This window comes from Photorhabdus luminescens subsp. luminescens, assembly GCF_001083805.1.
GTDB lineage: Bacteria > Pseudomonadota > Gammaproteobacteria > Enterobacterales > Enterobacteriaceae > Photorhabdus > Photorhabdus luminescens.
In genome coordinates this window covers 1,180,766-1,199,632 of the sequence record NZ_JXSK01000001.1, presented here as the reverse complement: position 1 = coordinate 1,199,632, position 18,867 = coordinate 1,180,766, and the positions used below count along the sequence as shown (strand labels likewise).

Below are 18,867 nucleotides of genomic sequence, written 5' to 3'. Positions count from 1 at the left end.
CGTTAACACGTTATGATGAAGAAGCGTTGTGGCAGGTGGCAGAAATTTGTAAAGCATTAGAGGAGATGCCAGAGAAGCATCATATTTTTGTCGTACTCGCCACGTCTGTAGCTGAAGTCGGTCGGGATCATGATTATGACTGGAGTATTGCTGAACCTAGCTCAATGCGTTCATTGATACAACTTGCCGGGCGTATTCAACGTCATCGGCAAAAAGCACCACTCTTACCAAATCTACATATTCTGTCGAAGAACTATAAGGCACTTAAAACGAATAATTTAGAACATCCGGCTTATTGTCGGCCAGGATTTGAGTCGAAAGATTATCTTCTTGCTAGCCATGATTTACATGAATTACTGGAACCTTATCAATATGAACTAATTAGTGCATTGCCAAGAATAAAGGAACGTGATAATGCTGGAGAGAGTTCACCTTTTGAAAATTTGGTTGATCTTGAACATCAACGTTTATGGGAAGAACTTCAAGGTTGCTCTGATAATGAACATGGTTATTGCTCAGCTCTTTGGTGGCGTAAACAAGCTTCGTGGTGTGCGGAACTACAACGTCATAAACCGTTTCGTCAGTCAGAACCTGACGAATTATATTATTTGTGGCTTGAAGAAGAAGGTGAAGAAGCGAAGTTTGTGGCTCTGGACAGCGGTTGGGCAGGGATAAAAGAGAGTGAAGCATTTGACTATGTGCCAGAATTAGAGTTTGCGCCAGGTGTGAGTGCTTGGATTAAACTTGATACTGAGACAATTTACCAGAATTTAGCTGATACTAATGAAATGGAATTAAAAAATGTAAGCCTACATTTTGGTGAGATTTGCCTCAGGAAAAAAGATAAGAAAAAGGATGGTGGAGAAGCATGGCGCTACCACCCATTTTTAGGGGTATTTAGAGAAGTTAGCTGAATAATATGCGGTGTTTTTAGGAAAAATAACCATAGTCATATTATGTGTTTTTTGACAGATAATGGATAATGATCTTAGTGATTGTTGTTCGATGATACTAAACAAATTGAACGATATTAGAGAGGTCACAAATATGGATACACTTTCTGATGAAGCCAAAACTCAATTTGGTGACATGTTGTTAAGAGCGCAGTGTGTCCCAGTCCAAATTAACAAGAACGGCAAGTCGGTTGCTGTTGTTCTAGCACTGGATGAATATGAAAATATTGAGGCGTTTAAACTTCGGCTTTTGAAATCCAGAGCAATCCAAGCCAAAGCTGATATTGAAGAAGGTAACCTAGTTGATGGGGAATCGTTTTTTTATGAACTAGAGACATAATGCCGATCCTCTATCGTTTAACACTGGACGTCCAAAGAGATCTGATCGAAATCTGCCGATTTACCATGAAACAATAGAGGACAGCTCAATTACAAAAATATCTGTTGGAACTACGAAAAACCATTAGCCTGCTCACTGATACTCCTTTCCTAGGCAAGTCTAAGCCTGATATTGGACCGGATATTTTGAGTTTTCCCTATGCCAGCCATGTCATTTATTACGTAGTGCATGAGCACATGAGCAGCAATTAGTTGTGTTCGGTGTGCTACACAAACGAATGGTGCCGTTGAACCACCTAGCCGAGCGAGAAGTGATTTAATGTGGCTGATTGTTTTGAATTGAGATTAGAGATGGAAAACGCTAGTACTTAAAGAAGGGAGATTTTTTTTAAAATAAATTGAACGTTTAAAGAGATAAACTATCTAATGAATATGTCATTGATGATGAGATGTTTCATGGATATATTTATCTTGAATTGGTAGAAGAAACAAGTTTAATACCATGACTTGATTGATGCCCTATTTCTCATTACTACAGTGATAATTTAGGGTGAAAATAGGGTGATTTTTAGGTATTTTATTGTGAAATATACAGAGGCAAAATATTGGTAAAAGGAATGAACAGAATAAATTAAAATACCCTAGTTAGGGTGATGAATGTAGGGCTGAAGTATTCATTGGTCGGTGGTTATGAACCAAGTCGTGTTTTCGTGCTAAATTTAGCAGGCAACCAGATAATCATTTTGATAAGGTAGGTAAGAGCCTATGAATGAAAATGGATTGAGTCGATTTATTGTCGATTATATTGAAAGTCGTAAACAATCAAAGCTGGAGGCTTTTGATAAAGAGGCTGAAAAAAAATTGGCAAAACTAACCTCTATGGAGGATATTTCGCTAGTTAAACAAGAGTTAGATGAACAGCGTAATGAATTGGAAGAGCACTATGAAGTTAGAAATTGGCTGGATGATGCAGTTAACCGAGTAGATCAAATCCGCTTAGTGACACATGTTCTGAAATTTACCCATACTGATGCAAGAGGTAGCAGTATTTTCGCGGTACAATCAAAAGCAAATGTAAAAAAAGATATTAAATATCTTTCCACGGCAGCTTTAGATAAACCTGTTACAGATGCGGCGGGAAATGCGGCTGCTCTTGATATTGCGAGATTATTATTAACAGAATATCGGGAAGGTGATTCATTGCTGGCAAATATAAATCGGGCAGACTATTCAGCACTAGCTGAACTGGCGAAAAATGAGCAGCAGCTTGAATTATGGATCAATGGGTTTAGTCAAGTTTTATCAGATAAACGACTTTCTTCACATAGACTAGCGAAACAGCTTTATTTTCCTGCTGGCTATGATAAATATCATTTATTAGGCCCACTATTTTCTTCATCTCTGGCGCATACCATGCATCAGCGTATCACTGAAGCACGCTTTGGGGAATTATCTAAAGAAATTAACAAAGCGAGAAAGGAAGAATTTTGGCGTCCCGAAACTATCGCGAGTTATCCTAATACTGCTGTGCAGTACTTTGGTAGCACTAAGCCACAAATTATCTCTTATCTTAACAATATGCGGGGTGGACGAGTCTATCTTTTACCATGTTCAGCTCCTGAATGGAGAAATACGACTAAACCACCGATGAAACATAGGTCTATTTTTGATCTGGACTGTGAGTTTGTATCATTAGTCAGTAGCACTATTTGGCTGATGAAACGATATTTGTTAAGTGTACGAAAATATGAAAGCACATTAGAGATTCGGCAATGTCGTCAGGAATATGTTGATGAAATTATTGATATTTTGTTTAACTATGTCGTCGTCATACAAAATTTGATTGAGATTAAAGGCTGGAGTGCTAATGAAGATTGTGAATTAAAACGCGCTCAACAGCTTTGGCTTGATCCTTATCGTTGTCAGCAAGATGAAACGTTTAAATTTGAACGCGAAGGTGGTGACTGGAAAAAAGAGATAGCCGCAGATTTTAGCTACTGGCTGAATCAGAGTTTGAAGCATGAGCGGTTAGAAATGGGATTATCTGAGCGTCGTGAGTGGGCTTCTGTGTTTAAAGAGCGGCTACGTGAGTTTGAGGATGAATTGCCAGAGGTACCGTTATGAGCCATTTAATTATTTTACATCATATTCGAGTAGAGAATGCTAATGCTATTACTGGCTTAACCTATGGTTTTCCGGCAATCACTCACTTTCTTGGGTTTACTCATGCTATTTCACGTAAGCTACAAAAAAGCCATAATCTAAAACTGGAAAATTGTGGTGTAATTTGCCATAACCACCAACTTCATGCATATCGGTCCGATCCAATTAGAGATAAAGTTTTTGCTTTAACTCGCAATCCGTTAACCAAAGAAGCAAAAACGGCAACGATTAATGAAGAAGGTCGAATGCATATGACAGTTTCTTTATTAATAGAATGTTCTGGTGAAATTGCTGGCGATGCAGAGGCTAATGAATTGGAAAAATATTTACTAGAAATATGTCCAACTCAGAGACTAGCGGGTGGTACTATTACTGAAATTGCTAAAGTCAATGTTATTGCTTTTCCGCAGGAAGAACGGGAAACCCGTAAGTTAATGCGTCGTTTATTGCCGGGTTTCGCCTTGTTAGATCGTTCTGAATTGTTAGCTAAACACTACGAAGAATTAAAACAGGACAATCCACAGGTAGAAATGCTTGATGCCTGGCTTGATTTTTCGACGATAAAAATGCGGGCTATTCCTGTTCGTGAAGATAAGCAACCTGAAATTGGCGATCCTGCATCTTGGGAATATATTCCTAAACCCGGTTCTGGATATTTAGTTCCTCTAATGACAGGTTATCAGGCAATATCGCCGTTATATCCCGCCGGGAAAGTAGATAAAACCCGTGATCCTAAGACTCCATTTTGTTTTGTTGAAGCAATTTACGGAGTTGGTGAATGGAAAAGCCCGCATCGTATTAATGATATTCGCCAGTTACTCTGGTGTTATGACTATCAAGAGGGGATCTATCGGTGCTGCAATCAGCAATCTGTTGCCCGTCAATCCAAACCCAATAAGAAAGTAAGAATAATCGACTGATTAATTTAAAGAAGGATATCTACATGTCTAAATCAACTATTAAAACGGCTTCTGTACTGGCATTTGAACGTAAACTTTCTAACTCTGATGCTTTAATGTTTGCTGGAAACTGGAAGCATTGGGAGAAAGCGGAAGAGTGGCAACCTATTGCTATTCAGGAAAAAGCTGTCCGAGGGACGATTTCCAACCGTTTAAAAAACGCTTTAACCAGCGATCCGGCCAAATTGGATGCGGAGATTCAAAAAGCAAACTTGCAACGTGTCGATGTTGCCGCATTGCCTTATGATGCTGATACCCTAAAAGTCAGTTTCACATTAAGGGTTTTAGGTAATCTTTCAACACCATCAGTCTGTAATGATCAGGATTATCAAGCTGAATTGGCAAACGTGATCAACGGTTATATTGCTGAACACGGTTTCAAAACGCTTGCTGCACGCTATGCAGAAAATCTGGCGAATGGACGGTTTTTGTGGCGTAACCGAGTTGGAGCAGAAGAAATTAAGGTTCGCGTAAGTGGTAAGAGTGGCAAATGGTGGGAGTTTGATTGTGAAGATTTCAGCTTACGTGCATTTGGTAAGGCAGAAGGTCACTTAGCTGAACTTGCCGCCGAAATTGAGGAAGGATTGGCAGGCGATAGATCAACATTTTTCAACGTTGAAGCTTTTGTTCGTTTGGGGCATGGACAGGAAATTTTCCCTTCTCAAGAATTGGTTCTTGATAGCAACAGTAAAAAAAGCAAAGTGTTGTATCAAGTAAATGACATTGCCGCACTGCATTCGCAAAAAGTGGGTAATGCGCTCCGAACTATTGACACGTGGTATCCAGACGCGACGGAGTTGGGTCTTGGTCCAATAGCGGTTGAACCCTATGGTTCTGTCACCAGTCGCGGTAAAGCTTATCGTCAGCCTAAAGTAAAAATGGATTTTTATACTTTGTTAGATAACTGGGTCGTTAAAGGAAAAGCACCAGAAGTAGAGCAACAACACTATGTTATGGCGACGCTAATTCGTGGCGGTGTTTTCGGTGAAAAAGGTGAATAAGGGGATCAAATGGATTATTACCTTGAAATCCGTGTTCTTCCCGATCTTGAATTCAGTCAACAAGATCTTATGGCGGCGCTGTTTGCTAAACTGCATCGGGCATTAGGGCAAGTAGGTAACGGACGTATTGGTGTCAGTTTTCCTCGTGCGGGGAAGACGTTGGGGGACACGCTGAGAATGCACGGTTCAAGCGAAGCGCTGAATGACTTACAAGCATTATCCTGGTTAAAAGGGCTCAGGGATTATACTGAGGTGATTGATATCCAGCCGGCCCCTCAAGATACTCGATATCGTCGTGTGAGCCGAGTGCAGGTAAAAAGCAACGTTGATAGGATTCGCCGTCGTTCGATTAAAAAAGGATGGTTAACGGAGGAGCAAGCTTGGCAACGTATTCCAATCAGCAAGGAACAACGTACTCATTTACCGTTTCTGTACCTTAAGAGCTTGTCATCAGGTCAAAGCTTTCTGTTGTTTGTCGAACAAGGGCCAATACAAGACAGCCCAGCGTCAGGCGTTTTCAGTTCTTATGGATTAAGTTCATCAGCTACCATTCCTTGGTTTTGACCCTTTTTTTGCGGCTAATTATAACTTATTGATTTATTTAAGGGATTAGCCGCTGCTAATAAAAAGGGTTTTTCTGCTTTTTATCATCATGTTCTTTAATAATCAGTAAATTAAAGGTAGTATCTAACAGTTCACTGCCGTACAGGCAGCTTAGAAAGTTGTTATCACACATAATGTAAATACCAACGGGTTCACTGCCGTACAGGCAGCTTAGAAAGAAGACAGTAGGATCGTAAGTTTCTGCCATGTGTTCACTGCCGTACAGGCAGCTTAGAAAAATCGCATTTGACGGTTCATGTTCCGGCATACAGTTCACTGCCGTACAGGCAGCTTAGAAAATAGAGTGTACGAAGTTAGGGCTAATACCGTTGTTCACTGCCGTACAGGCAGCTTAGAAAACACGGTTGGCCGTGGAATTGAACGGATTTAAGTTCACTGCCGTACAGGCAGCTTAGAAAAGTAGACTCACGAAATCGCTTACCTTGATACAGTTCACTGCCGTACAGGCAGCTTAGAAATGGATGCCATTCTCCGTTCTGACATGAACATTGTTCACTGCCGCATAGGCAGCTTAGAAAAGTTGAGCATGATGTTTGCGCGGTTTCCGGTTGTTCACTGCCGCACAGGCAGCAGCGCACTCAATCGAGTGCGCTAAAATTAAAATAAAGAAGCCTATTTCCGTCCTGATGAGCATCAATTCTTATGCTTTTGAGCATACGTTTCACTATTAACCCATTGATGGTCTTTTTCCCAGGTAAATAACCACTTACGGGTTGGTCCGACCATTACGTTGAGATAATAGTTGTCGTAACCGGCAATGGTTGCTACTGGGTGATAGCCTTTGGGGACCATTACTACATCTTTGTTGTAAACAGCCATTGATTCATCCAGTGAACGGTCATCGGTATAGACGCGTTGCATGCAGAATCCTTGAGATGGATTCAAGCGATGGTAATAGGTTTCTTCCAGATAGGTTTCCTGTGGCGCATTGTCGGTATCGTGTTTATGGCTAGGGTAGGAACTGGTACAGCCTTCATCGGTAAAGACTTCAACCACCAGCAAGCTATCAGCAGGTTTGTTATCCGGTAGGATGTTGTGAACATAGCGTCGGTTGTAGCCATTTCCACGTTGTTCTGCACCAATATCCTGTGGCGTAATCAGGCGAGTCGGGTAGTTTCCTTTGCCCGGTGCTTGGCATACCGCGAGTTCGAGAGCAGTATCGGCAATAATTTCAACAGATTCCCCCGCCGTGATGTAAACGGCATAAGGCTTTTTGCGTTCAAATGGTTGCATGCGATCGCCAATATGCTCAAATCGTTGATGTGGCGTCGTTACTGTGGCTTTTCCCGCCACTAAAACCAGACAGGTTTCATTTTCTGATGCGGGTAAGGTGATTTTTTCACTCGAGGCTAACTCATAAACATCAAAATGGACATACTTCCAGTTGGCAGATTCTGGTGTGATATGTTGAGTTCGTCTATTTTGATCCGGTGCATGATATTTTGATAGTAATTTGGACATAATACCTACCTCAGCATTGCTTTTGTATAAATCGAACGGCGACTATTAAAGTAATCCTGCATTTCTAGCGAGTTGATGTAAATTGTTATAACCCATTGTTGCGTAGGTGAGTGGATGAGCAATGGCAGGATCTTGTTCTGCTTCAACTACCAGCCAGCCTTTATAATTCTGTTTTTTCAACACTTGAAAAATTGCCGGATAATCAACGCAACCATCTCCCGGTACTGTGAATACACCGCTCAGTACTGCATCAAGGAAACTGGTTTTACGGTTTTTTATATCGTTGAGTACATCAGGACGGATGTCTTTACAGTGAACATGGTTAATGCGTTTTGCCCAGCGTTCTGCGATAGCCAGTGGATCAGCGCCAGCAAAGGTTAAATGACCGGTATCCAGCAGCAATCCAACTTCATCACCGGTATTTTCCATCAGATGATCAACATCTTTCTCAGTTTCGATGACAGTCCCCATGTGATGGTGATAAGCAATCTGAACCCCTTGTTCTTGGGTGTAACGGGCAAATTCAGTTAATTTTTCACCGTATTCTTGCCAGCGATTAGCTGGAAATTGAGGGCGAAGATGGACTGACTTGTTTTGATCGCCGTGAATGCAGTTTGTCACTTCTGCAAATACCATGACATTCGCTCCCAGTTCGCGCAGCAGGGTCAGGTGGGATTGTACTGCTTTAATCTCTTCCGCGACCGAACGGGTGAGTAATTCGCCAGAGTACCAGCCAGATACCAGCATGAGATCGTGGGCGGCAAGAATGGGGCCCAATATGTTGGCCTGACGAGGAAATTTATTGCCTAATTCAAAACCGGTAAAACCTGCTTGGCGGCCTTCGGTTAAACAGGTTTCCAGTGGTGTGTCTGCGCCGAGAGTGGGTAAGTCATCATTAGTCCAGGTCAGAGGGTTGATACCAAGTTGAACAGCCATGATGGTGCTCCTAGTTGAATAAAATAATTTTATTATGTTGCTATCCACGCTGACGCCATAGGCTAATCAGGTTGTGATAGTTGGTTTTTATTTTCTGGATCAAACGGTTATCATCAATCTCATTTTTTAGCCATTTTAGGGATGGTTGACCAAAGAGGGTTCTTCCGACAGCAAAACCTTTGACGATAGATTTGCCGGCGGCGGCATTAAAGCCCATTTCCAGTTCTTCTTGTGGAGCATCAAGGCCAAGAATAACGACGCCACGGCAATAAGGGTCCCGCTGTTGGATTAGAGAGTTAATGTTGTCCCAACTTTCAGAACTGAGAGGTGGGAGTTTCCACCAATCCGGTTTAATTCCAAGGTTATAAAAACGTCTAAGCGCGCGAATATAGAACTCATCTGAGTGTTTCATTTCCGCAGGTAGGATCACTTCCAGTAAAAGTTCGTGACCAGATTTACAACATGCGGCATAAATTTCCCGAATTTTTTTCTCTTGTTCCAGTCGGAGCGGGTGAGCATCTTCTGGATGGAAGAACACCAGACATTTGACAATGTGTTCCAGTGGCCAATCAATAAGTTGAGAACCGATGTTGCCATGTTCCAGACTAAGTGGGCGAGAGCCAGGTAGCTCAATTGGGCGGCCTATCCACCAGCCTTGACCGGTGATTTCGTTTAAAACATCCTGACCAAAAGTGCTGTCACATAACAGGCCTATTTTTCCTTGTAGCCCTGCTTCTGTGGCAACTTCCCGGCTGGCGCGCAATAGAAGTTGTTTTAATGATGAAATACGTTTGATACTGGCATTGGCTTGTCGGGCTAATTCAATAAATTGAATACGATGATCAAATGCCATTACGCACAGTTCGTCCCATTGATTTTTACGGGCGCTGATACGGTGGAGGTGATTGAGTGTTTCATCTAAATCAGGGCGTAATATTTGATTAGCGCGTGATAAATAGTTATCAAGCTCGGTTTTATCCGGCATTGCTGGCGCACACCCATGACGAGAAACGACTAATGCGCCGCAAGCATTCGCGTAGGCGCAGGCTTTTTCCCAACCTTCGTTGTTTAGATAGCCGCGTAACAGGCCGGACATAAAAGCATCCCCTGCGCCGAGCACGTTAAGTACATCGACACGAACGCCCTGTATGGTCATGCTATCATCCAGATAATTAGGGATTTCAGCGGTAAAAACAGAGCATCCCAGTGATCCCCGTTTGCAAACTAATGTAGCAGACGTGAATTTACGAATGTTGCGTAGTGCTTCGATAGTCTCTGTGGAACCACCGGCAATGTGGAACTCTTCTTCTGTGCCGACAATCAGGTCAAATAGTGATAATACTTCCTGTAACTGAGCTGTTACCTGTTCCGATGCGATATAACGTGATTCACCATCTCCCAGAGAAGTTAATCCCCAAAGTACCGGGCGATAATCAATATCCATGACCGTTTTCACACGGTTACGGCGGGCGTAGTTGAGGGCCGTCAGCACGGCATCGCGAGTGTTAGGATGAGAAAGATGTGTTCCGGTGATTGCCAGACAACGGGCGGATGCAATGTATTCTTCACTGAAATCATCACGGGTAATTGCCATATCGGCGCAGTTATCACGATAGAAGATCAGAGGAAACGTGGTTTTATCTTTGATTCCTAGCAGCACCAGTGCCGTAAGGCGTTCTTTATCAATGGTTAGATGGCTGGTATCACAGCCAACCCTTTGCAACTCTTCTCTAAGGAAACGTCCCATATGCTCATCACCGACTCTGGCTAGCATGGAGGATTTAAGCCCCTGGCGAGCGGCGCCATAGGCAACATTACCGGAAGAACCCCCAAGGTATTTCGCAAAACTTCCCATGTCTTCCAGACGTGCTCCGATTTGTTGGCCGTAAAGGTCAACGGCGATTCGTCCCATGCAGATGACATCAAATTTTTTTTGCTGCTCCATTGAACAATTCCTTATTAAGTACAACATCAAGTGTTGCTATGCTGAGCTCCAATCGTGGAGCGTTGATAAGAAGGATTAATTAATTTCAGTGACATTCACCCAACGTTGCTCTTGATAAGAACGAGCAATGGCGTCCAGAATACGTGAGACTTTCCAGCCTTCGGCGAAATCCGGCCATATCTCTTTATTGCTGGCGATGCCATTGATCAAGTCTCTGATTTCCACTGTTTTTTGATCATTGAAGCCGATGCCGTGACCTGCGCCATGACAGAATGGCGCATAGTCAGGATGTTCCGGTCCAATAAGAATAGTTTTAAAGCCTTGGCGGTTCGCCGGTTCATCGTGGCGGTAAAGTTTTAGTTCGGCCATTCTTTCTTGTGTAAAGCTTAAAGTCCCCTTTGTTCCTGTAATGACGTAGCTCAAACCCATTTTGCGGCCGCAAGCAATACGGGAGGTTTCAATAACACCCATTGCTCCGCCGTCGAAACGCACCATAGCATGTGCTTGATCTTCGTTTTCTACTGCAACCATAACGCTGGAGCCGGTTTTTTCCGGGCGTTGTTTGATGACAGTCGCCATGTCTGCGCAAACAGTTTGAATATCTCCAACCAAGTACTGCGCCATATTGATGATATGAGCAGCAAGATCGCCTAATGCGCCTAATCCAGCTTTATCTTTAAAACAGTGCCAGTGAATAGGGGTGAATGGATCGGCCATATAATCTTCGTTGTGAGTGCCGTAGAAGTGAATGACTTCGCCAATTTCACCATTTGAAATGATCTCTTTAGCCAGTTGGGCGGTAGGGTTTTTCATGTAGTTAAAACCGACTAATGTTTTCACTCCGACTTTTTTGGCGGCTTCGACCATTAATTTTGCATCAGTTGAGTTTAGTGCCAGTGGTTTTTCACAATAAACATGCTTGCCATGTTTGATCGCTTCAAGTGCCATCTCTTTATGAAGGAAATTTGGCGAGCAGATATCAACAACATGAATATCGGGATCTGATACTAATTTTCGCCAATTATCAGTAAAGCGCCGGAAACCTAATTGTTCAGACCGTTTTGCGGCGAGTTCAGCAGAAACTTCCGCCACCATTTCACAAACTAGTTTGCCTGTCAGAGGGAAAACAGTGGGCGCTTGTGCGTAAGCAATGGCATGCGTCCGTCCGATGTAACCAGTACCGATTAGGCCGATACGAATCTCTTCCATATAGCTGTTTCTCCAAATAGAAGCGGATAGGTCGTTTATTGTTGCAGTCAATTCTTTAGTGTTTGCCAGTTAGCCTTGGTTGTTGTCGTATATCTGTTATAGGAAACATTTATTTCATTTTCAACTAAAATGAAAATATTAATTTCAAGTTGTGATCTGATAAGGGTTTTTTAGCTAACATCGCGTTATATGGGGTTAATTTTCTAATGAAATAGGTACCATTCAGAGGTAAGAGCGGAAAAAATGGAATATTAGAATTTTTGTTTCATTTATAGTTTGGTATATATGGAGTGTGTGTTGGTTAGTAAAGGGAGCCGTTATATCCCTATATCCAGGATTTCCTCTTTCGAATATGAGGTGTAGGGAAATCCTGGTAGTCGGTTATTTTGATAATGATGTCGGAGTAATAAAGTCAGTGAGTTATCTTTATTTGGTTTTTTGTGGCGCACTATTTATCACACGTTTCCTGAATAGCGTTTTACCTATCTGGTATAGCGCATAAGATAGTATTAAGGCAGCAAATAGGTAATAAATAATCATGATTACCTTGGGAACATTATGTGCGAGAAATACGTATATAGAGATTGAGCATAATGTAATTAACCATGCCACTGGTTTCACCATAGACCACGGCGTAATATTTACCTGTTCGGTATAGACATCTTCAAAGGGTTTAGCTGGAAAAAAGTAGCCAATAGCCAACATGAAAATCACATTGAGAACAAATAAAATACCAACCAGATGAAAAAAGTGCAGGTTAATTTTTAAAATGAAATTACAGATAATATAGGCAGACATACCGAATAATAGGCCAAGTTTAGCAGCAATAGGCGGCACTCGTTTAGTCATCAGGCCGACTAATACCACGCTGAGAATTGGCGCGTTAAAAATCCCCTGTAATTGTTGAATGAGATAAAACAGACCATCCGGCGCATTAGCGACTAACGGTGCGACGATCATGGTGATTAACGCTAACCCGATTCCCAGATATTTACTCATCGCGACGGTTTGAGTTTCGGTGGCATTTTGGTTGATTCGCTGTTTGTAAATATTGACGATAAACAGTGTCACAGATGAATTAAGTCCTCCGCTGAATGTAGAAAATACGGCACCAACGACCACAGCGGCAAAGAAACCAACTAATACTTCCGGTAGAATTAAATGTACTAATTCTGGATAAGCGTTATCTGGATTATCTATTTGTCCTTTGAAAATATGGAAAGCAATAATGCCCGGTAGAATAATAATAGACGGCATGATGAGTTTAAGTAAAGCACACAACATGACCCCTTTTTGTCCTTCGGCGAGATTTTTTGCGCCAAGGGCTTTCTGAACAATAGATTGATTGGTACACCAGAAAAACATATTGGAAACAATTAAGCCGGTAAATAGCGTGGAGAAAGGAACCAACGAATCTTCGCTGCCGATGGAGTTAAATTTATCAGGATTAGATTGATAAACTTCAATTAATCCTTGCCAGGCATTGCCATTGCCAACATAGAGTAGGGCAAAAATGGTTACCATTAATCCGCCAACGATTAAGCCAACGCCGTTAATAGTATCCGCGGCGGCAATGGCTTTAATACCGCCAAAGATAGCATAGACCGCGCCTAATCCACCAACGCCCCAAACCATAACCCATAGCGCTGTAGTTTTATCAATACTGAATACATTGGAAACCTGAAATAGACTTTCTAATGCAATCGCGCCGGTATATAGCACAATGGGGAGTAGTGAAATGATATACATAGCCAGGAAAAGAATTGAAGTAATAAGCAGCGTATTTTTATCAAATCGGCGTTCAAGATATTCCGGGATGGTTGAAATACCCAGTTTCAGATATTTAGGTAGGAAATAAATAGCAAATAGAACGATTGTCACAGCGGCTATTACTTCCCAAGCCATAACAATAAATCCGGTTCGGAATGCTAATCCATTCAAACCGATTAAATGTTCTGTGGACAGGTTCATTAATAACATAGAGCTGCCAATATAAACACCGGTGAGAGATCGTCCGCCAAGAAAATAGCCTTCAGTAGATTCTGTCAGACGAGCATTATGGGTTTTGTAATAAGCGAAGCCCGCCACTAATAGGGTAAAACCAATAAATGAGAGAAAAGCTAACATACTATCCTCCAAGCCTGATTGACTATTTTCAGGCAGCAATATGCTGACGGGAAAGCGGCCTTTCCCGTTTTTAGGGTGAAAATAAATGTGAGTCAGTTATTCAGCGATGTGGGTCTGTTTATAATCTGATTTCTTTACCTGAATGTAGGGATTCGAGAGCTTTATCGGCCAGATAAAGTGCTTGTTCGCCATCAGCGCCGCTACATTCTGGTGTGGCGCGACCAGCCATGACATCGACAAAATGATCCCATTCAGCAATGTAGGCTTCTTGGTAACGTTGCAGGAAGAAATGCTCTGGCTTGGCTGTTAAGCAACCGCTGTTTTCCCAGAGTTCAACACTGTTTTCTTTGATGTTGCCGGCGCTAAGCAGTCCTTTTTCACCATGCAATTCAATCCGTTGGTCATAACCATACCCGGAACGGCGGCTGTTGGTAATGGTTGCCATTGCCCCTGATGGGAATTTCATAACGATAAAGGCGGTATCAATATCACCCGCTTGCCCAATTGCTGGATCAACCAGATTACTGCCTTGAGCGTAGATCGAGCAGGGTTTCTCGCCAATAATAAAACGCGCCATATCGAAGTCGTGTATGGTCATATCCCGGAACATACCACCAGAAACTTTGACATATTCAGCAGAAGGCGGAGCGGGATCACGGGAAATAATCAGCAGAGATTCGGCTTTTCCTATCGCTCCGGCGTCAAATAGTGTTTTTACTCGGCGGAATTGTGGATCGTAACGACGGTTAAAGCCAACAAATAAGGGAACTTGATATTGTTTAACAGTTTCAAGGCATTGACGAACACGTTCAATATCAAGATGAACCGGTTTTTCACAGAAGATTTTCTTATGATGTTTTGCTGCAAGTTCAATTAGGTCTGCATGAGTATCTGTTGCTGAGGCGATAAGAACACCATCTATTTCAGGATCAGACATTGCCTGTTCAATAGTTTGTCTTTTTGTTTGGTATTTCTGTACTAAAATTTCAGCACTTTTCTGATGTGGATCGACGACGGAATAGAGAGAAGTTTCTTTATGATGAGAGATATTCCCTGCATGTACTTGTCCAATTCGTCCGGCGCCAAATAATGCAATGTTGAACATGGATGCTCCTTGATACCTAAGTATCTGCTTATGAGATACTTTAAAATATATCAAATAAAACATTTATTTCAATTTATTAATTTTTGGATATTATATTTTTGAGTGTGGCGTAGCATTTTGTTAATGATAATATTAGATTTGTGTTAATTAGATCACGTAAAGTAAAATTGCTGCTGGATGAATTAGGATATTTATCTTTTAAAAACAAATTATAATAGGTATTCGACTAAGTGATTACTACGCTTGGTCGTAGAGATTGGGGAAGGAAAAAAGTCATTTGTTTTTAGAATAAAAATTCCAAAAATAGCATTAAAAGTGATTAAGGAAGGGAAAATGGCCTGCTATCTTACAGGCCATCACTTTTTAATATTGGCGTACTTTGGTTGCAACCATCTCCTTTATTTTGTTTGCAGCAGATTCTATCGCTGGATTTTCCGCTACTTGTGCTGTGCCTATTCGCCACCATGATTCATAATCATGCGTCATCGTTTTAGGCAGCACTTTGATATCTATGAGTACCGGTATGGTCTGTTTTTGGGCTTCCTGTAACGCATAAAGCAGTTGTTGCTCATCGTGGACTCGGTAACTTTTGCAGCCGTAGCTTTCTGCATTTTTGGCGAAATCGACTTTAATCAATTTGCCATCCATGTTGCCGCTTTCTGGGTTACGGTAACGATTTTCTGTTCCGAAACTGCCCATCCCTTGGCTCATTTGTAGATTATTGATACAGCCAAATCCTGCGTTATCAAACAGTAACACGATGATTTTGATATTTTCCTGTATTGCGGTTTGCAGCTCTGAATGAAGCATCATATAAGCGCCATCACCGACGATGGCATAAACCGGTTGGTCGGGGCAGGCTAGTTTAGCGCCAATAGCAGCGGCTATCTCATAGCCCATACAGGAATAGCCATACTCAAGATGATAAGTATCCGGTTGTTTGGGTTGCCATAATCGCTGTAAATCGCCAGGAAGGGAACCTGATGCGCCAACAATAATCGCTTCGGGCTCAAGATATTTGTCTAATAATCCCAATACTCTAGTTTGTGCCAGGCGGGTTTGTAATGTCTGGCTGTACTCTCCCAATTTATCATCAAGATGACCGGGAATTTCTGGTGTGAAATCCTCCTGATATTCAATTTCAAACAGACGATTTAACTCTTTTCGCCATTCCTCCCGCGCCTGATGAATCTCATCTTGATAACCACTGCGATAATGCAATTGAGTAAGCTGTTCTGCAATAGCGTTTAACCCTGCTTGGGCGTCTGATACCACGGGGATTGCATCCAGTTTACAGGCGTCGAATTCCGCTACGTTGATAGTAAGAAATTCAACTTCTGGATGCTGAAATAGCGATTTAGATGCGGTGGTGAAATCAGTAAACCGGGTGCCAACGCCAATAACCAAATCGGCTTCTTTGGCTATCAGGTTTGCCGCAAGACAGCCTGTTGTGCCTAAACCGCCACAATTCAGCGGATGGTCGGCAATTACGGCGCTTTTACCTGCCTGTGTTTCAACAAAAGGAATATTGAAGTGTTCTGCGAACTGACGAAAAGCGTTATGTGCTTCTGAATAGCGCACTCCGCCACCGCAGATAAGCAACGGTTTTTTCTTGCGGCTTATGAGCGCCACGGCATCGTTAATCATGGCGGCAGAAGCTGGGCGGCGTTCAATGCGGTGAATGCGTTTTTGGAAGAAATAGTCAGGAAAATCCCAAATCTCGCCTTGAACATCTTGGGGCAAACAGATTGTGACGGCGCCGGTATCAGCGGGATCGGTTAGAACTCGCATCGCATTAATCATAGCGCTCATTAGCTGCTCTGGTCTGGAGATGCGATCCCAGTAACGAGAAACCGGACGGAAACAGTCATTGGTGCTGACAGTATAGTCATGGAACTGTTCAACTTGCTGTAAAACCGGGTCAGGTTGACGGCAGGCGAAGAGATCGCCGGGTAGTAATAACAGAGGAATACGATTAGCGGTGGCAGTTGCCGCGGCGGTGACCATATTAGCAGAGCCAGGGCCGACGGATGAGGTTACGGCGAAAATCTGTTTGCGCTTTTTCTGTTTAGCAAAGCCTGTGGCGATATGGGCCATACCTTGCTCGTTGCATCCTTGGTAAACGGTCAAGTGACCGGGATCTTGCTCCAGTGCTTGCCCTAATCCGACAACATTGCCGTGACCGAAGATGGTAAAGATTCCTCTGATGAATGGGTATTGCTTTCCGTCTATTTCCACATATTGTTGGTTCAGGAATTTCACCAATGCTTGAGCTGTTGTCATTGTTGATTTGTTCATGTTACAGAACTCCATTTTATTCCATTGTGGGCATCACAAAACTGCTGGAATGATGTTCTAACCTGATACTTGCCGGCCAGCGGCTGGTAACGGTTTTCATGCGAGTGTAGAAGCGGACGCCATCATTACCGTGAACGTTAAGTGGACCAAAAATTGAGCGTTTCCAGCCGCCGAAGCTGTGGAAGGCCATTGGTACCGGAATGGGGATATTGATGCCTACCATACCCGTTTGTACATCTTCGCTAAACTGGCGAGCGGTTTCTCCGTCGCGGGTGAATATCGCGGTACCATTACCATATTGATGGCAGTTAATTAATGTCAGCGCGGTGGCATAATCGGGTACTCGAACAATTGACAGAACAGGGCCGAAGATCTCTTCTTGATAGATTTTCATATCTGGCGTGACGTTATCGAATAGCGTCGGGCCGATAAAATAGCCATTTTCATAACCCGGAACCTTGAGTTGACGGCCATCAATTAACAAGCTCGCCCCCTGTTTTTCGCCGCTGTCGATGTAATCACAGATTTTAGCTTGGTGTTGGGCGGAGATAACGGGACCCATATCATTTTCTTTAGTTGCGACAATACCGGGGCCGACAGATATTTTGCTGATCTGTTGACGTAATTTTTCAATTAACGCATCCGCCGTTTCATCTCCAACCGCCAGTACAACAGACAGTGCCATACAACGTTCTCCGGCTGCGCCAAAAGCCGCGCCTGTAATAGCATTGCTAGCCATATCAAGGTCGGCATCTGGCATCAGAATACAGTGATTTTTTGCACCACCGAGAGCCTGGCAACGTTTCCCGTGAGCTGAGGCGGTCGTGTAGATATATTCAGCGATAGGCGTCGAACCAACAAAGCTGACGGCTTGCACGCGAGGATCAGTGAGCAGTACATCGACGGCTTCTTTATCGCCGTTGACAACATTAAATACACCATCGGGTAAACCGGATTGTTTAAGTAGTAATGCTAATTCAATCGCGAGAGAGGGATCTTTTTCTGAAGGCTTCAATACGAAAGTATTCCCGGTCGCTAATGCGATAGGAAACATCCACATAGGAACCATTGCCGGGAAGTTGAAAGGGGTAATACCGGCGCAAACGCCTAAAGGCTGCATTAATGAATGGCTATCTATGCCTGTTCCGGTATTAGCGGAATGTTCACCTTTTTGTAGATGAGGAATACCACAGGCAAACTCGACGACTTCCAGACCGCGAGTTAATTCACCGATGGCATCTGAATAGATTTTTCCATGTTCTTCTGAAATCAATCGCGCCAGTTTGTCTATATTGGCTTCCAGCAATGTTTTGAACTGGAACATGACACGAGCACGTTTGAGAGGTGAAACTTTAGACCATTCACTGTAAGCCTGATGAGCGGCCTCAATTGCCTGTTCAACTTCGTGGGCTGTGCTTAATGTTACCTGGCGTATCTGTTTTCCCGTCGCTGGATTAAAAACCGGAGAAAAGCGGGTGCTATGACTAGGAATGAGTTGCCCATTAACATAATTCTGTACGTGTTCCATTCTGAGCCTCTTTTGCGGATTTGATGTTAGTACTGAATCAGAAACTTTGGTAATAGATATATGAAATATTTGTTTTATTTTCAATATGATTTGGAACGAAAGGCAATTAGTGTGATCAGAGTAAAGTTTTTATGAATTACCGATAATTAGGTGACTAATTAGATGTTAATCAATATAGTGATAATAATAAATCATTACAGTGAATGAATTATGTATTTC

The 18,867-nt window shown here is 42.6% G+C and carries 14 protein-coding genes, 1 pseudogene and 1 CRISPR repeat array; of the genes and pseudogenes, 7 read left to right on the top strand and 8 right to left on the bottom strand.

Translation table 11 applies throughout. The features are described from left to right. The 7 genes and pseudogenes from TI10_RS25365 to cas6f form a co-directional block, all read left to right on the top strand. A pseudogene (locus tag TI10_RS25365) lies at positions 1-914 on the top strand (type I-F CRISPR-associated helicase Cas3f); the annotation flags it as partial. Positions 915-1,047: 133 nt separating this feature from the next. Beyond that, entirely contained in the window at positions 1,048-1,293 is a 246-nt protein-coding gene (locus TI10_RS04920; protein ID WP_049582180.1) for a type II toxin-antitoxin system Phd/YefM family antitoxin, read from the top strand. A 104-nt stretch (positions 1,294-1,397) separates the two neighbouring features. Further along, positions 1,398-1,544 (top strand): type II toxin-antitoxin system RelE/ParE family toxin, encoded by a 147-nt coding sequence (locus TI10_RS25835; RefSeq protein ID WP_244161507.1) that lies wholly within the window; start codon positions 1,398-1,400, stop codon positions 1,542-1,544. A 513-nt stretch (positions 1,545-2,057) separates the two neighbouring features. Next, on the top strand, positions 2,058-3,416 hold the full coding sequence (csy1, locus tag TI10_RS04915) for a type I-F CRISPR-associated protein Csy1 (RefSeq protein ID WP_049582103.1): 1,359 nt from the start codon (positions 2,058-2,060) through the stop codon (positions 3,414-3,416). Continuing rightward, entirely contained in the window at positions 3,413-4,375 is a 963-nt protein-coding gene (gene csy2, locus TI10_RS04910; protein WP_049582102.1) for a type I-F CRISPR-associated protein Csy2, read from the top strand. Before csy1 ends, csy2 begins: the two co-directional genes overlap by 4 nt. A gap of 23 nt (positions 4,376-4,398) precedes the next feature. Beyond that, positions 4,399-5,415 (top strand): type I-F CRISPR-associated protein Csy3, encoded by a 1,017-nt coding sequence (csy3, locus tag TI10_RS04905; RefSeq protein WP_049582101.1) that lies wholly within the window; start codon positions 4,399-4,401, stop codon positions 5,413-5,415. A gap of 9 nt (positions 5,416-5,424) precedes the next feature. Next, positions 5,425-5,979 carry a type I-F CRISPR-associated endoribonuclease Cas6/Csy4 gene (gene cas6f, locus TI10_RS04900; protein WP_049582099.1) on the top strand — a complete coding sequence of 185 codons (555 nt, stop codon included), beginning with the start codon at positions 5,425-5,427 and terminating at the stop codon, positions 5,977-5,979. Between the two features lie 129 nt (positions 5,980-6,108). Next, positions 6,109-6,557: a CRISPR direct-repeat array (repeat unit 28 nt; unit sequence GTTCACTGCCGTACAGGCAGCTTAGAAA). A gap of 115 nt (positions 6,558-6,672) precedes the next feature. On the opposite strand, the gene iolB is transcribed toward cas6f, so the two are convergent. From iolB to TI10_RS04860, 8 genes are all read right to left on the bottom strand, one after another. Continuing rightward, complete coding sequence (iolB, locus tag TI10_RS04895; protein ID WP_049582098.1) at positions 6,673-7,500, bottom strand: 5-deoxy-glucuronate isomerase; 828 nt, start codon at positions 7,498-7,500, stop codon at positions 6,673-6,675. A 45-nt stretch (positions 7,501-7,545) separates the two neighbouring features. Then, complete coding sequence (iolE, locus tag TI10_RS04890; RefSeq protein WP_049582095.1) at positions 7,546-8,436, bottom strand: myo-inosose-2 dehydratase; 891 nt, start codon at positions 8,434-8,436, stop codon at positions 7,546-7,548. Between the two features lie 40 nt (positions 8,437-8,476). Continuing rightward, the gene (locus TI10_RS04885) at positions 8,477-10,381 is read right to left on the bottom strand and encodes a bifunctional 5-dehydro-2-deoxygluconokinase/5-dehydro-2-deoxyphosphogluconate aldolase (protein WP_049582094.1); all 1,905 of its coding nucleotides are present in this window, start codon (positions 10,379-10,381) and stop codon (positions 8,477-8,479) included. 75 nt (positions 10,382-10,456) lie between these two features. Further along, positions 10,457-11,590 (bottom strand): Gfo/Idh/MocA family protein, encoded by a 1,134-nt coding sequence (locus TI10_RS04880; protein WP_049582093.1) that lies wholly within the window; start codon positions 11,588-11,590, stop codon positions 10,457-10,459. Between the two features lie 426 nt (positions 11,591-12,016). Continuing rightward, entirely contained in the window at positions 12,017-13,717 is a 1,701-nt protein-coding gene (locus TI10_RS04875) for a solute:sodium symporter family transporter (protein WP_049582092.1), read from the bottom strand. 118 nt (positions 13,718-13,835) lie between these two features. Continuing rightward, complete coding sequence (iolG, locus tag TI10_RS04870; RefSeq protein ID WP_049582091.1) at positions 13,836-14,822, bottom strand: inositol 2-dehydrogenase; 987 nt, start codon at positions 14,820-14,822, stop codon at positions 13,836-13,838. Positions 14,823-15,185: 363 nt separating this feature from the next. After that, positions 15,186-17,120, bottom strand: coding sequence for a 3D-(3,5/4)-trihydroxycyclohexane-1,2-dione acylhydrolase (decyclizing) (iolD, locus tag TI10_RS04865; RefSeq protein ID WP_208599771.1), 1,935 nt, complete (start codon positions 17,118-17,120; stop codon positions 15,186-15,188). A gap of 16 nt (positions 17,121-17,136) precedes the next feature. Next, positions 17,137-18,648, bottom strand: coding sequence for a CoA-acylating methylmalonate-semialdehyde dehydrogenase (locus TI10_RS04860; protein WP_049582089.1), 1,512 nt, complete (start codon positions 18,646-18,648; stop codon positions 17,137-17,139). Positions 18,649-18,867: the final 219 nt, after the last annotated feature.

Coding starts and splice junctions, on each gene's coding strand:
- TI10_RS04875 (WP_049582092.1), bottom strand. CDS start 13,717: ATGTTAGCTTTTCTCTCATTTATTGGTTTTACCCTATTAGTGGCGGGC.
- iolD (WP_208599771.1), bottom strand. CDS start 17,120: ATGAACAAATCAACAATGACAACAGCTCAAGCATTGGTGAAATTCCTG.
- iolE (WP_049582095.1), bottom strand. CDS start 8,436: ATGGCTGTTCAACTTGGTATCAACCCTCTGACCTGGACTAATGATGAC.
- iolG (WP_049582091.1), bottom strand. CDS start 14,822: ATGTTCAACATTGCATTATTTGGCGCCGGACGAATTGGACAAGTACAT.
- TI10_RS04920 (WP_049582180.1), top strand. CDS start 1,048: ATGGATACACTTTCTGATGAAGCCAAAACTCAATTTGGTGACATGTTG.
- iolB (WP_049582098.1), bottom strand. CDS start 7,500: ATGTCCAAATTACTATCAAAATATCATGCACCGGATCAAAATAGACGA.
- cas6f (WP_049582099.1), top strand. CDS start 5,425: ATGGATTATTACCTTGAAATCCGTGTTCTTCCCGATCTTGAATTCAGT.
- csy3 (WP_049582101.1), top strand. CDS start 4,399: ATGTCTAAATCAACTATTAAAACGGCTTCTGTACTGGCATTTGAACGT.
- TI10_RS04860 (WP_049582089.1), bottom strand. CDS start 18,648: ATGGAACACGTACAGAATTATGTTAATGGGCAACTCATTCCTAGTCAT.
- csy1 (WP_049582103.1), top strand. CDS start 2,058: ATGAATGAAAATGGATTGAGTCGATTTATTGTCGATTATATTGAAAGT.
- TI10_RS04885 (WP_049582094.1), bottom strand. CDS start 10,381: ATGGAGCAGCAAAAAAAATTTGATGTCATCTGCATGGGACGAATCGCC.
- TI10_RS04880 (WP_049582093.1), bottom strand. CDS start 11,590: ATGGAAGAGATTCGTATCGGCCTAATCGGTACTGGTTACATCGGACGG.
- csy2 (WP_049582102.1), top strand. CDS start 3,413: ATGAGCCATTTAATTATTTTACATCATATTCGAGTAGAGAATGCTAAT.